General features: G+C 51.7%; 13 protein-coding genes. All 13 read left to right on the top strand.

The genetic code is table 11. The features are described from left to right. Positions 1 to 124: 124 nt before the first annotated feature. Genes SB847_RS12910 through SB847_RS12850 form a run of 13 tightly spaced genes read left to right on the top strand, consistent with a single transcriptional unit; the run spans position 125 to position 14,224 of the window. Positions 125 to 1,942 (top strand): polysaccharide biosynthesis protein, encoded by a 1,818-nt coding sequence (locus SB847_RS12910; RefSeq protein ID WP_172645820.1) that lies wholly within the window; start codon positions 125 to 127, stop codon positions 1,940 to 1,942. A 15-nt stretch (positions 1,943 to 1,957) separates the two neighbouring features. Next, positions 1,958 to 3,097: a glycosyltransferase family 4 protein gene (locus SB847_RS12905; protein WP_130571443.1), complete on the top strand. Its 1,140-nt coding sequence runs from the start codon at positions 1,958 to 1,960 to the stop codon at positions 3,095 to 3,097. Then, on the top strand, positions 3,094 to 3,936 hold the full coding sequence (epsE, locus tag SB847_RS12900) for a glycosyltransferase EpsE (RefSeq protein ID WP_012118512.1): 843 nt from the start codon (positions 3,094 to 3,096) through the stop codon (positions 3,934 to 3,936). Before SB847_RS12905 ends, epsE begins: the two co-directional genes overlap by 4 nt. Next, positions 3,929 to 5,065, top strand: coding sequence for a glycosyltransferase family 1 protein (locus tag SB847_RS12895; RefSeq protein WP_410563635.1), 1,137 nt, complete (start codon positions 3,929 to 3,931; stop codon positions 5,063 to 5,065). The genes epsE and SB847_RS12895 overlap by 8 nt, the downstream gene beginning before the upstream one ends. A gap of 3 nt (positions 5,066 to 5,068) precedes the next feature. Then, positions 5,069 to 6,172: a biofilm exopolysaccharide biosynthesis protein EpsG gene (gene epsG, locus SB847_RS12890; RefSeq protein WP_410563632.1), complete on the top strand. Its 1,104-nt coding sequence runs from the start codon at positions 5,069 to 5,071 to the stop codon at positions 6,170 to 6,172. A gap of 18 nt (positions 6,173 to 6,190) precedes the next feature. Beyond that, positions 6,191 to 7,228 carry a glycosyltransferase family 2 protein gene (locus SB847_RS12885; protein ID WP_410577924.1) on the top strand — a complete coding sequence of 346 codons (1,038 nt, stop codon included), beginning with the start codon at positions 6,191 to 6,193 and terminating at the stop codon, positions 7,226 to 7,228. 4 nt (positions 7,229 to 7,232) lie between these two features. Continuing rightward, on the top strand, positions 7,233 to 8,309 hold the full coding sequence (locus SB847_RS12880) for a polysaccharide pyruvyl transferase family protein (RefSeq protein WP_410577922.1): 1,077 nt from the start codon (positions 7,233 to 7,235) through the stop codon (positions 8,307 to 8,309). Continuing rightward, on the top strand, positions 8,306 to 9,340 hold the full coding sequence (locus tag SB847_RS12875; protein WP_410577920.1) for a glycosyltransferase: 1,035 nt from the start codon (positions 8,306 to 8,308) through the stop codon (positions 9,338 to 9,340). The genes SB847_RS12880 and SB847_RS12875 overlap by 4 nt, the downstream gene beginning before the upstream one ends. Continuing rightward, positions 9,337 to 10,854 carry an MATE family efflux transporter gene (locus tag SB847_RS12870; protein ID WP_410577918.1) on the top strand — a complete coding sequence of 506 codons (1,518 nt, stop codon included), beginning with the start codon at positions 9,337 to 9,339 and terminating at the stop codon, positions 10,852 to 10,854. Before SB847_RS12875 ends, SB847_RS12870 begins: the two co-directional genes overlap by 4 nt. After that, on the top strand, positions 10,851 to 11,459 hold the full coding sequence (locus SB847_RS12865) for a sugar transferase (protein ID WP_410563622.1): 609 nt from the start codon (positions 10,851 to 10,853) through the stop codon (positions 11,457 to 11,459). Before SB847_RS12870 ends, SB847_RS12865 begins: the two co-directional genes overlap by 4 nt. Then, positions 11,456 to 12,103 carry an acetyltransferase gene (locus SB847_RS12860; RefSeq protein WP_088461702.1) on the top strand — a complete coding sequence of 216 codons (648 nt, stop codon included), beginning with the start codon at positions 11,456 to 11,458 and terminating at the stop codon, positions 12,101 to 12,103. Before SB847_RS12865 ends, SB847_RS12860 begins: the two co-directional genes overlap by 4 nt. A 4-nt stretch (positions 12,104 to 12,107) precedes the next feature. Further along, the gene (locus tag SB847_RS12855) at positions 12,108 to 13,280 is read left to right on the top strand and encodes an aminotransferase class I/II-fold pyridoxal phosphate-dependent enzyme (protein ID WP_410577916.1); all 1,173 of its coding nucleotides are present in this window, start codon (positions 12,108 to 12,110) and stop codon (positions 13,278 to 13,280) included. Further along, the gene (locus SB847_RS12850; RefSeq protein ID WP_410577915.1) at positions 13,259 to 14,224 is read left to right on the top strand and encodes a polysaccharide pyruvyl transferase family protein; all 966 of its coding nucleotides are present in this window, start codon (positions 13,259 to 13,261) and stop codon (positions 14,222 to 14,224) included. The genes SB847_RS12855 and SB847_RS12850 overlap by 22 nt, the downstream gene beginning before the upstream one ends.

Genomic DNA, 14,224 nt, shown 5'->3' with positions numbered 1-14,224 from the left:
CGGGGTGTGAGGACGGGTTAAATGCCCAATTTATCTTAAGATGATGCATTGTTATCGGCTTAGCTGTTATGTCTGTTTTTACGAAAACCGTATCAGCTAAACCGATAAATGAGGAGGGGAAAGATTGACTTACCGGAGAAGACTTTCAATGATATTTGCATTGGATACGTATCTCGTTTTACTTTCCGTTGTTATAGGATATCAATTTTTTGAGGATTCTTATCACTTTTATGACTCCGGAGCGTTGCTGCTGACTGCCGTGAGCATGCTGATCAGCCATCATGTATGCGCTTTTATGTTTCACCAGTATAAGCAGGTATGGACGTACACGGGAATAGGCGAGCTGCTTGCCTTGATGAAGGGGATCACACTGTCAGCAGCCGTAACGGCGGCCGTCCAATACGGGGTGTTCCACACGATTTTGTTCCGGCTGTTGGCCGTCAGCTGGATGGTTCAGCTATTGTTCATCGGAGGAAGCCGGATGATTTCACGGGTGCTGAAAGAAACGATCGGCAGGAAGCAAAATGACTCTTCCAGGGCGCTGATCATCGGCGCAGGTTCGGGGGGGACGCTGCTCGTCCGTCAGCTTACCCAGAAAAACGATCTCGGAATCATGCCTGTGGCTTTTATTGATGATGATCAGACGAAGCATAAGCTCGAAATCATGGGCCTGCCCGTCATCGGCGGAAAAGAAAGCATTATGCCGGCGGTGCAGAGGCTGAGAATTCACCATATCATCATTGCCATTCCGTCTCTTTGCACCCATGAGCTTCAGACGTTATACAAAGAATGTGTGCAGACGGGCGCCCATATTAAAATCATGCCGCAATTTGACGAGATCCTGCTCGGAACGCAGGCTGCCGGACACATCAGAGATGTAAAAGCCGAAGATCTGCTCGGCAGAAAGCCGGTCACCCTTGATACGAGCAAAATTTCTGACAGCATCAAGGGAAAAACGATTCTGGTCACGGGCGCCGGCGGCTCAATCGGTTCTGAGATCTGCCGCCAGATCAGCGCGTTTCTTCCGCGGGAAATCGTCCTTCTCGGCCACGGAGAAAACAGCATTCATTCTGTACATACCGAGCTGTCCGCACGCTTCGGAAAAGAGGTGCTCTTTCACGCGGAGATCGCCGATATTCAGGACAGAGATAAAATCTTTACCTTGATGAAAAAATACGAGCCGCACGTCGTCTATCATGCGGCTGCCCACAAACATGTGCCGTTAATGGAACATAATCCGGAAGAAGCCGTTAAAAACAACATTATCGGCACGAAAAATGTCGCCGAAGCCGCCGATATGTGCGGAACGGAAACATTCGTGCTGATTTCTTCTGACAAAGCGGTCAATCCGGCCAATGTCATGGGGGCGACGAAACGGTTTGCGGAAATGGTCATCATGAACCTCGGAAAGGTCAGCCGCACCAAATTCGCCGCCGTCCGTTTCGGAAATGTGCTCGGAAGCCGCGGCAGCGTCATCCCGATTTTCAAAAAGCAGATTGAAAAAGGCGGACCTGTCACCGTCACGCACCCGGCGATGACAAGATATTTTATGACGATTCCCGAAGCGTCAAGACTCGTCATTCAGGCGGGGGCGCTTGCAAAAGGGCGGCAGATTTTCGTTCTGGATATGGGAGAACCCGTCAAAATCGTCGATCTGGCCAAAAACCTGATTCATTTATCAGGCTATACGACAGAACAGATTCCCATCGAATTCTCCGGCATCCGCCCTGGAGAAAAGATGTATGAAGAATTGCTGAATCATAATGAAGTACATACGGAGCAGATTTTTCCGAAAATCCATATCGGGAAAGCGGTGGACGGGAATTGGGCCGTGCTCATCCGTTTTATGGAGGAATTCAGCCGTCTGCCTGAAGAAGAGCTGAGAAAAAGGCTGTTTGAGGCGATTGAATCAGTACATGAAGAAGCGGCCGCAGGCGTGTGATGGGAGGACAGAAAGATGACGAAAAAAGTATTATTCTGCGCCACTGTCGATTATCATTTTAAAGCCTTTCATCTTCCGTATTTTCAATGGTTTCAGGATATGGGGTGGGAAGTGCACGTCGCGGCAGGCGGCAATATGAATCTTCCGTTCGTTGATGAAAAGTTTTCCATTCCAATTCGCCGCTCGCCGTTTCATCCCGAAAATCTTTCTGTTTACAGGCGGCTGAAACGGCTCATTCAGGACAACGGCTATGACATGATTCACTGTCATACGCCGGTCGGCGGCGTGCTTGCACGCCTTGCTGCGAGACAAGCGCGCCAAAAAGGGACAAAGGTGCTGTACACCGCGCACGGCTTTCACTTCTGCGACGGAGCGCCCCTGAAAAACTGGCTTCTTTATTACCCGATCGAAAAATTTCTTTCTTCTTATACGGATTGTCTGATTACGATTAATGAAGAGGATTACGAACGGGCCAAACAAATGAAAAAAACAGCTTGCGGCGCGAAAAAAATACACGGTATCGGGGTGAATACAGACAGGTTTCGCCCTGTGAGCCGGGAAGAGAGTGAACGTCTGAGAGAAAAACACGGCTTCGGCGCCGGGGAATTTATTCTCGTTTATCCCGCTGAATTAAACGGCAATAAAAACCAGGGACTTCTCATTGAGGCTGCGGCACTGCTGAAGAATCGCATCCCGGAGCTGAAACTCGTATTTGCCGGAGAAGGCGCGATGGAAGCGCCGTACAGAAAAAAGGCTGAATCACTCGGTGTATCCGACATGGTGCGGTTTTACGGTTTTTGCCGCGATATTCATGAACTGATTCAGCTTGCCGATCTGTCTGTCGCCTCAAGCATCCGTGAAGGACTCGGCATGAATCTGCTTGAAGGAATGGCTGCCGAAAAGCCCGCCGTTGCCGCGGACAACAGGGGGCACCGTGAGATCATCGAAGACGGCGTGAACGGTTTTCTCGTGCCGGCCGGGGACAGCGCGGCGTTTGCCGATCGAATTGAAAAGCTGTACCGCTCCCCGGGTCTGCGAAAAGCAATGGGACAAGAAGGGCGCAGGACGGCGGAATGTTTTTCGGAAACACGTACGGTAAAGGAAATGGCGCACATTTACGCCGGTTATATGGATAAAAAGGAGAAAAGCGTATGAATGCAGGAGCACAACCGAAAATTTCCGTGATCATGGGAATTTATAATTGCGAAGAGACTTTAGCGGAGAGCATTGAATCCATCCTGAGCCAATCGTATAAGAATTGGGAACTGATTATGTGTGATGACGCGTCAACTGATGGAACGTATCAGATTGCGCGCCGTTACGCGGATCATTACGGCGACCGGATCACGCTGATTCAAAATAAGACAAATCAACGGCTTGCCGCTTCGCTGAACCGCTGTCTGACATACGCAACGGGGGATTATATCGCCAGGCAGGACGGTGATGACATCTCCAACCCGAGGAGACTGGAAAAACAGGCCGCTTTCTTAAACAAGCACGCCCACTATCAAGTCGTAGGCACGGGGATGCTCGTATTTGACGAATTCGGTGTAAGGGGCGCCCGGCTTTTGCCGCCCGTGCCGAAACCGGGAATTATGGCGAAAGGCACACCGTTCTGCCACGGCACCATTATGATGCGGGCTGAAGCGTACAAAGCGCTTGGCGGCTACCGGTCAGTCAGGCGGACGCGGCGGATGGAGGATATCGATTTGTGGCTGCGCTTTTTTGAAGCGGGTTTCCGGGGGTACAATCTCCAAGAAACGCTGTATAAAGTCAGAGAGGACAGTGATGCGTTTAAAAGGAGATCGTTTACGTATTCCATTGATAATGCGGTCCTCGTTTTTCAGGCATGCAGACGGCTGAAGCTGCCGCTTTCCCATTACGCGTATATCGCAAAACCGCTCATCCGCGCCATTACGCCGCCCGCGGTCATGAACCGTTATCATAAAAACAGGGACATCCGCCAAAAAGAAGGGCTTGCCGAACATGACTGACAAACCGATACGGGTGCTGCACATCTTCAGCGGTATGAACAGGGGCGGCGCAGAAACGATGATGATGAATTTGTACCGGAAGATGGACAGAACGAAGGTGCAGTTTGATTTTTTAACCCATAGGAACGATCCGTGCGCTTATGATGAGGAAATTCTCGCTCTCGGCGGACGGCTTTTTTATGTGCCGAGCATCGGCAGCACAAACCCGATTACATTTGTGAAACAGGTCAAGCGGGTGATTAAGGAAAAAGGCCCGTTTGCCGCCGTGCACGCCCATACCGATTTTCAGTCTGGATTTATCGCATTGGCCGCTCGTTTAGCCGGCGTCCCGGTGCGGATCTGCCATTCGCACAGTACGTCGTGGCGGGGGCGGGCGTCGCGGCTTGCCGGGATGCAGCTGTTTGTTTTCAGACGGCTGATCACGGCAAACGCCACGGCACTGTGCGCCTGCGGAGAAGACGCGGGCCGTTTCTTATTCGGGAAAGAAAAAGACGTGCATCTTTTGCCGAACGGCATTGATCTCGACTTATTTGCCGGCGGGTGCGCGGACACAGAAGCTGAAAAAAGGAAGCGGGGCATTGCAGACGGCCGTTTGGTGATCGGCCATATCGGCCGCTTTACAGAAGAAAAAAACCATGAATTTCTGCTCCGGCTGGCCGCTGATATGAAAGAGCGGGGCATCGGTTTACAGCTGATTCTCGCCGGAGACGGTCCGCTTCGCACCGACATGGAAAATCTGGCGGCGAAGCTGGGGCTTGATGATGAGGTGTGTTTTATCGGCATAGAAGACCGCGTTCATGCCCTGCTGAAAACGCTGGATGTATTTGTCATGCCGTCTCTTTATGAAGGGCTGCCCGTCACGCTCGTTGAAGCGCAGGCCTCCGGGGTGCCGTGCGTGATATCAGACGGCATAACGGAAGAAGCCGATGCCGGGCTCGGGCTGGTCAAAAGGCTCAGCCTCAAAGAACCGCCCGGACAATGGGCATCCGCGGTTTTACGGGCAGCAGAGGCGGCAAAGCCTGACGGGGCGCGCATTAAAGAAACCCTCAGACGGCAGGGATATGACGCGGAAGAAAATGCGGGGGCTGTTATGAAGCTTTACAATATGAATTGGAAAAAGGAACAGTAACGAATGATTGTATACGTAGTCAATATGGGAATTGTGTATATTTGGTCATGGTTCGCGAAAATGTGCGGCGGGCGTGATCAATCGCTTTCGACCGGATACCGGCCGAATCAGCTCGTCATGATCGTTCCGCTGCTATCGCTCGTATTGGTCTCCGGCTTGCGCTACAGAGTCGGGACGGATTTTCAGACGTACGCGCTGATGTACAAGCTGGCGGGAAATTACGGCAGCATTTGGGAGATCTTCGGGTTCGGAGCGAAAAAAGCAGCCGTTGATCCGGGGTTTACGGCTCTCATCTGGCTCATGAATTTTATCACGAAAGATCCGCAAATCATGTATTTCACCGTGGCGGTCGTGACGTGCAGCTTTATTTTAAAGGGACTCGTTGAGTTCGGCCGTCCGTTTGAGCTGAGTGTGTTTTTGTTTTTGGGCACGTATCACTATTACGCTTCCTTTAACGGGATCAGGCAGTATATGGTAGCGGCCGTTTTGTTTTGGGCCGTCCGCTACGTGATCAGCGGAAGCTGGAAGCGTTATATGTCAATCGTGCTGCTGTGTTCGCTTTTTCATTCCTCAGCGCTGATTATGATTCCGGTTTATTTTCTCGTCAGAAAAAGAGCCTGGTCGCCCGCGATTTTCGGACTGTCGGCATTGTTTCTTCTTATGACGTTCCTGTATCAGAAGTTCATTTCGCTGTTTGTCGTCGTGCTGGAAAACAGCTCGTACGGCCATTATGAGAAATGGCTGATGACCAATACGAATGGGATGAACGTCGTAAAAATCGCGGTGCTGCTTCTGCCGCTGTTTTTGGCTTTCTGCTATCGGGAGCGGCTGCGGAAGCTCTGGCCTGACATTGATGTCATTGTGAATTTCTGTCTGCTCGGCCTGCTCTTCGGTCTTTTGGCGACAAAGGATGTTATTTTTGCCCGGTTTAATATATATTTCGGCCTGTACCAAATGATCCTGATCCCTTATTTTGTGAGAATTTTTGATGGAAAATCAAATGCGCTGATTTATATCGCCATTATTGTCTGTTATTTTCTTTACAGTTACTTGCTTATGCCGGTCGACTCGTCTGTGCTTCCGTACAGAACGATTTTTTCCCGGTAATGGACACTGGAGGTTTATATGGAAACACCCGCGGTCAGTTTATTAATTGCTGTGTATAATACGGAAACTTATTTAGAAAGATGCTTAGATTCATTGCTCAAGCAGTCGCTCGCCAATATCGAAATCGTGGCCGTTAATGACGGGTCAACGGATCAAAGCCCGGCGATTCTTGAAATCTATCAGAAGCGGGATGAGAGAATCAGGGTCATTCATCAGCAAAACCGGGGGCTCGGAGCCGTCCGCAACAGGGGAATCGAGGCGGCGCGCGGCGAATTTATCGCTTTTATTGATGCGGACGACTGGGTTGAACCTGATTATTGCCTGCGCATGTATAAAAAAGCGAAGGCTGATCAGGCTGATCTCGTGATTTGCGAATATGCGGCCGAGTTTGCGGATACGGGGAAAACCGCCGTTTCAACGATCGCTTCAGCGTACGAGGGCCGCCCGAAACAACGGTACCTGAAAGATTTATTTGAAGGAAGAGTCAGCGGTTTTTCATGGAACAAGCTGTACAAAAGAACCATGATCGAGCATCATCGGCTGCGCTTTCCGCTTCGTGATGAGCTGGAGCACGTGGAGGATCAGTACTTCAGCCTCCGGGCGCATGTTTTCGCAGGTGCGGTCTCGTACGTGGATCAGCCGCTCTATCATTATCGGATTCACTTGACTTCCATTGTGCAAAGCTATCAGAAAAAGCTGTTTGACTCAGGTCTCGTTCTCTATCGGCTGAACGAGGCTTTTTTGCGTGAAAACGGCTGCTTACAGGAATACCGGCAGGAGCTGGATTTTTTCATCGTTCAGCACGGAACAGTCTGCCTGCTGAATGAATGGAAGCGGAATAACGGCAGCCGGTTTTCTGAGAAGTGGAAGAATATCAGCCGGATATGCGCTGATCCCGTGTTTCGCCTGAGCCTTTCCAAAACCGGAACGGCGCCGTTTGACGCCAAACGCTCATGCCTTCTGCTTTTGGCGAAGCTGAAGCTGATTCCGTTCGTGTCGCTGGCATCAGCCGCGTATCAGCGGGCAATCGAGTACAAAATGAAAATCAGAGGGTGAAGACATGTCGATACAATCTTTAAAAATCAATCTCGCAGAATGGCTGTTGCTTAAGGTCAAATATCCGTCCCAATTTCATTTCGGAACGGCAGCGGATGGGGCGGGGCTTACAGCGGCAAGAAAAAAGATCATTCTGACACTGCTCCCGTCCCACGATAATCTCGGCGATCACGCCATCGCCTACGCAAGCAAAACGTTTCTTGAACGGGAGTATCCCGATTTTGACATTGTCGAAGTGGATATGAAGGATATATACAGATCGGCAAAAGCGCTGATCAAAAAGCGCCACCCCGATGATATGGTATTCATCATCGGCGGCGGGAACATGGGGGATTTGTACCGGTATGAGGAATGGACGCGCCGCTTTATCATCAAAACATTCCGGCGATATCGGATCGTTCAGCTTCCGGCGACGGCTCACTTTTCTGAATCAAAAAAGGGACGGAAGGAACTGAAGCGCGCCCGAAAAGTGTACAATGCGCATCCCGACCTTTTGTTAATGGCGAGAGATGAGACGACGTATCAATGGATGAAGCGTCATTTTCCCGGAAAAACAGTGCTCAAACAGCCTGACATGGTCTTATATTTGGATAAAAGCGAGCGGCACATCCCGCGGGAAGGGATCTACCTCTGTTTACGGGAGGATAAGGAGAGTGCGCTGACGGCTGAGGACAGAACGTTGGTTAAAGAAGCTTTGGCAAAAGAGTACGGCGAGCTGCATTCCTTTACCACGACGGTCGGCCGGAGGGTCAGCCGCCATACACGTGAAAAGGAGCTGGAGGCGCTTTGGAATACGCTGAAAGGCGCGGAAGCCGTCGTCACTGACAGGCTTCACGGGATGATTTTTTGTGCGCTGACGAAAACGCCTTGTGTCGTCATTCGTTCGTTTGATCATAAAGTGATGGAAGGCTATCAATGGCTGAAAAACATACCGAACATGACATTGCTTGAACGTCCAGACCCTGAAGCCGTAACGTCCGCCGTAAACCGGCTGCTCAGCGGCAAGCATGAGGAAGGCGGTTCTTTGCGCAGTGTTTATTTTGCCGGGCTGCGCTCGAAAATCAGCGGTGATGCCCAATGACCGCGCCGCTTGTGAGCGTGATCGTGCCGATGTATAATACAGAGCCTTTTATTAAAGAATGCGCGGTTTCTTTAACAAAACAGACGCTGAGAGACATCGAAATCATTTTCGTCAATGACGGCTCACCGGATCAGTCAGGCCGGATTGCTGAACAATTCGCCGCAGAAGATGCGAGAATCCGGGTGATTCATAAAGAAAACGGCGGCCTCAGCTCGGCCCGCAATGCCGGAATAAAAGCCGCCCGCGGCCGTTATATCGGTTTTGCGGACGGCGATGACTATGTGACGGAAACGATGTTCGAAAGGCTTTATGAAGAAGCGGAGAAGAACCGGCTGGATATCGTCGGCTGCGGTTATTATAAGGAAACGCCGTCTAAGAAACGAACGTATATGCCGCCGTCCATTCCGCCGGGCCGCGTCTTCACAGCGGATGAAATGACTGCATTGCTGACCCGCGCGCACGAACATCGGTTTATTTGGTATGTGTGGCGCTATATATACCGGCGAGAATCATTGCAAGGACTGTTGTTCCATGAAGATATCCGGTTTGCCGAGGACTCTCCGTTTAACTTGGCAGCGTTCCGGCAAGCCGCGCGTGTCAAAGTGATAGACGAAGGGCTGTATATCTACCGGGAAAATCCGCAAAGTCTCACAGAAACACCGTTTAAGCCCCACTTAGATCAAGAACTGCAAAAGCAATATAAAGCGAAAATGGCTTTTTATGAGGCGAACGGGCTGACGGACGCCTGCCGGAGCGATATCGATACATATTTGTGCAAGCATCAGATTCCGATGCTGATCGCCAACGCATGCGCCGCCCCGCAGCCGTCACATCAGATTACGGCGCACATCGGCAGAATCTTAACGTATGACATGGTAAAAACGGCGGTGCGCAGCACGCCGTGCCGGCATAAACAGCTGCTGGCGGGGGAGCGCGTGGTGCTCGGCCTGTGCAAAATGCGCCTTCCTCTTCTTCTGCATGCGTTTTTCGAACGGAAATCGAAAGAGAAAGGCAGTGCGGAAGGAGCATGAAATTTGCCATTAATTTCGGCGCCAATGTGACGGCGTTTTTACTATCGGTGTTTTTATCAGTGTGGATGACGCCCTTTATTGTGAAAACATTAGGTGTGGAGGCTTTTGGGTTTGTCCATCTGACACAGAATATCATTAACTATTTCTCTATTATTACCGTTGCGCTGAGCTCTGTCGTTGTGAGGTTTTTCTCCGTCGCCGCCCACAGGGGGAACAGGGACGAGGCCAATGCGTATGTAAGCAATTATTTAGCCGCGTCTGTCGTGATATCTCTATTACTCGCTGTGCCGCTAGCCGGGACGGCTTTTTTTATTGACAAGATTATGAATGTACCGGCCGGGCTCTTAACGGATGTAAGGCTGTCCATCGTAATCGGCAGCGTGCTGTTTATACTGACATTTTTTATGGCGGGGTTCGCGACGGGGCCGTTTTTTGCCAACAAGCTTTATATCACAAGCTCCATTCAGGCCGTGCAAATGCTGGTCAGGGTGCTGTGTGTACTCGCTCTGTTTACGTGCCTGACGCCTAAAATATGGCAGATCCAGCTTTCGGCATTAGCGGGAGCCGTCTGTGCGGCCGTGCTGACTTTTTTCTTCTTTAAGAAATTGATTCCTTGGTTTTCTTTCAGCCGTAAAACCTTGTCATTACAAACGAGCAAAGTGCTGTTTTCGGCCGGTGCCTGGAGTTCTGTCAACCAGATCGGCGTGCTGCTGTTTCTGCAGATTGACCTCATGACGGCCAACCTCGTGCTGGGGCCGTCTGAAGCGGGTGTCTATGCGGCGATTATTCAATTCCCGCTCCTGCTCAGAAGTCTTGCCGGGACGCTTGCTTCACTGTTTGCGCCGGTTTTGACTTCCTACTATTCAAAAGGCGATATGGAAGGCCTCCTGTCTTACGCCAATAAGGCTGTGCGGCTGAACGGGCTTCTGCTCGCGCTTCCTGCCGCATTATTAGGAGGGCTCGCCGAACCGTTTCTGGCGATTTGGCTGGGCCCGTCGTTTGTGCAGACGGCGCCGCTTTTATACATTCACGCCGGGTACTTGGCGGTCAGTCTCTCTGTCATGCCGCTTTTTTACGTATGGACGGCTTTTAATAAACAAAAAACGCCCGCCGTCGTTACTTTATGTTTAGGCGGACTGAATGTCATATTGGCCGTGGTTCTCAGCGGACCGGCACATCTCGGGCTGTACGGCATCACCATCGCCGGGGCTGTCTCGCTCATTTTGAAAAATGCCGTCTTCACGCCGCTGTATGTTTCGCATATTACCGGTTTTCAGAAAACCGCGTTTTACAAAGGCATGTTCGGCCCGTTGGCGGCGGCCGTATTTGCCTGGGCTGTCTGCCGGGGTATCCGGCTGTTTTCACCGCTTGACAGCTGGGCCGGCCTGATCGCCGCGGGGCTTGCCGTATGCATAAGCTATGCCGCATTCGCTTTTTTCTTCATTTGTACGAAAGAAGAAAGGCGGCTTGCTTTACAGAAATGCCGAAAAGTGAAAGGAGCTGTTCAGATTTGAAGGCGAAACGTGTATTTGATATAGCGGCCGCGACGTTGTTATTGTGCGGCGCGAGCGTCATCCTTCTCTTTGCCATGGCAGCCGTCAGATGCGCCATCGGGTCTCCGGTATTGTTCAAACAGACGAGACCGGGGCATAACGGGCGTCCGTTTACGTTGTATAAACTCAGGACGATGACGGATGCGCGTGATGAAAACGGTGTACTGCTTCCGGATCATCTCCGTCTGATCAAAACGGGAAGGCTGATCAGAAAACTGAGCATCGATGAGCTTCCCCAGCTTTTTAATGTGCTCAAAGGAGATATCAGTCTTGTCGGCCCCCGCCCTTTGCTGATGGATTATCTGCCGCTTTACACGGCGGAGCAGGCGCGGCGCCACGAGGTGAAGCCGGGGATTACGGGCTGGGCGCAGATTAACGGGAGAAACGCGATTTCATGGGAGGAAAAATTCAAGCTCGACGTGTGGTACGTCGACAACCGCACATTTCTTCTCGACTTAAAGATTCTGCTTTTAACAGTGAAAAAAGTTTTCATGTCAGAAGGCATACATCAAGCCGGCCATGTGACGGCAAAGCGCTTCACAGGCAGCGGAGATATGTCATCGTGAAAAAGGTCGTGCTGATCGGAAACGGCGGACACGGAAAAGTCGTGAGAGAAATCGTGCAGGCCCGTTCCGATATGGAGCTTGCGGGCGTATTGGATGACGGATTCAGCGGTTTTGCCGTTCGGAACGGTTTATATACGGGCCGGACGAAAGACGTGCACATGCTTCGGAAACTCGTCCCCGAGGCCGTATTCACGATATGCATCGGCCGCAACGGCGTCAGAAAGCAGTTCGCTGAAACGCTTCGGCTTGAAGATGACGATTATGCCGCACTCATTCACCCCGGGGCGATCGTCAGTGAAACGGCTTCCGTCGGACACGGAACGGTTGTGATGGCGGGCGCCGTCATTCAGGCGGGCGCTGACATCGGCGCCCATTGCATCATCAATACGGGGGCGGTTGCCGATCATGACAATGCAATCGGAGATTACGTCCATCTTTCACCGCGCGCGGCGCTTGCCGGCGGAGTGAAAGTCGGGGAAGGAACGCACATCGGAATCGGCGCGTCCGTCATACCGCAGATTGACATCGGCCCTTGGTCCGTTATCGGCGCGGGGGCTGCGGTTATCAGCCGAATTCCCGGCCATGTGACGGCGGTCGGCGTTCCGGCCCGCATCATCTCCCCTATCCATAATGAAAAAGGATGATTTCATGCAAACAAACAAACGGATTTATTTGTCTCCGCCTCATATGAGCGGAAAAGAACAGGAATACATTGCAGAAGCTTTTCGTTCCAATTGGATTGCCCCGCTCGGTCCGCTCGTCAATTCGTTTGAAGCGCGGCTCGCGGAATATACGGGAGTGAAAAGCGCGGCGGCCGTAAGCTCGGGAACGGCTGCCATCCATCTTGCCCTGCGGCTTGCGGGTGTGAAAAAAGGAGACGCTGTATTTTGTCCTTCCTTTACGTTTGTCGCCACGGCGAATCCGATTGTGTATGAGCAGGCTGAGCCCGTTTTTATTGATTCGGAATGGGAGACGTGGAATATGTCGCCCGATGCGCTTAAGCGGGCGCTGCGGGATGCAAAGCGGCGCGGCAGACTCCCGAAAGCGGTGATCGCCGTCAATCTTTACGGCCAAAGCGCGAAAATGGATGAATTAACGAGCCTTTGTGACGCATACGGCGTCTGTCTGATTGAAGACGCTGCCGAGTCCTTAGGATCAACATATAAAGGCAGGCAGAGCGGCACGTTCGGCCGTTTCGGCATTTATTCCTTTAACGGCAACAAAATCATTACAACATCGGGAGGCGGCATGCTCGTGTCTGACGATGAAGCCGCGATTGAAAAGGCGAAGTTTCTTGCGTCACAGGCGAGAGATGCCGCCGTTCATTACCAGCACAGCGAGCTCGGGTATAACTACAGGCTCAGCAACATTCTTGCGGGCGTGGGGATATCGCAGCTGGAAGTGCTCGAAGATCGCGTCCGGGCGAGGAGAGAAATCTTTCACAGGTATCGGGAAGCGCTGGAAACGTATCCGGGCATCCGCATGATGCCGGAGCTTGAAGGAACGGTTTCAAACCGCTGGCTGACGGCTCTGACGCTTGATAACGGCGTGACGCCGGAAGAAGCAGTCGCCTGTCTTGCGGAACAGAATATTGAGGCCCGGCCGCTGTGGAAACCGCTGCATACGCAGCCGCTTTTCTCATCTTCCGTCTTTTATCCTCACAGCGCACATGAACGGGTCTCTGAGAACCTTTTCTGCCGGGGGATCTGTCTGCCGTCCGGGTCTGACTTGTCTTCTGAGGAGCAGCAGCGTGTCATTGACGCACTTGCGCAACTGTTTGAAACGAAAGGGGAGAAAACATGGACAGCCGCCATGTTATGAGCCGATTAAAAGAGACGCTGACGGGTCTGCTCAGCGTTATACCGCCGCAATCTGACATCATATATGCCGACTATCCCCTCTACGGAAATGTAGGGGATTTATTGATTATGAAGGGGACGGAGGCGTTTTTTAAAGCGCACGGCATCCGCGTGAAACAGCGCTGGAATCCCGACAATTTTCCATTCGGGCGCCGGGCGGACAAAAAGACAATCATCGTCTGTCAGGGTGGCGGGAATTTCGGGGATCTCTATCCGTACTATCAGACGTTCAGGGAAAAAATCGTCAAATCCTTCCCGGAAAACAGGATCGTCATCCTGCCGCAATCCATTTATTATCAGGATGAGACACGGCTGCAAAAGACATCGGCGCTTTTTGCGGGGCACAAGGATCTCCACCTGTTTACGAGGGATCATGTGTCATGCGAGACCGCGAAACGCTTTTTTTCGGCGAATCATATCGGGCTTATGCCTGATATGGCCCATCAGCTGTATCCGATGGCGGCGTCAGCGGCTCCGTCACGCGGCAGGCTTCATTTTATCCGCACGGATGGGGAAATCAATCCGAAGCTGCAAAACAATCCTTCCGTTAAAAGCTGCGACTGGCAGGATGTGCTGTCAGCAAGCGACCGCAGGGGAATCGCTTTTTTCCAAACACTGAATGTTTTGAATAAAAAAGCGGGAAACCCGCTGCCGATTGCGCGGTTTTGGAAACGCTATACCGATTTCTTGACGAAAAAAGCGGTTCTGTTTTTCAGCAGGTACGAATCGGTGGAAACGTCAAGGCTTCACGGGCACATCCTGTCCTCGCTTCTCGGGAAACCGAATACCGTCATTGATAATTCATACGGGAAAAACGCCAACTATTATCACACCTGGATGCACGAAGCGCCGGACGTCCGTCTGATCGGGGAAACCGCCGGCACGAAGGAAAACCTTCCGCTTTGA

Source organism: Bacillus sp. SIMBA_026 (assembly GCF_046535335.1).
Taxonomy (GTDB): Bacteria; Bacillota; Bacilli; order Bacillales; family Bacillaceae; genus Bacillus; species Bacillus velezensis.
The sequence above is the reverse complement of the archived record's forward strand: the minus strand, read 5'-3'. Positions and strand labels throughout refer to the sequence as shown.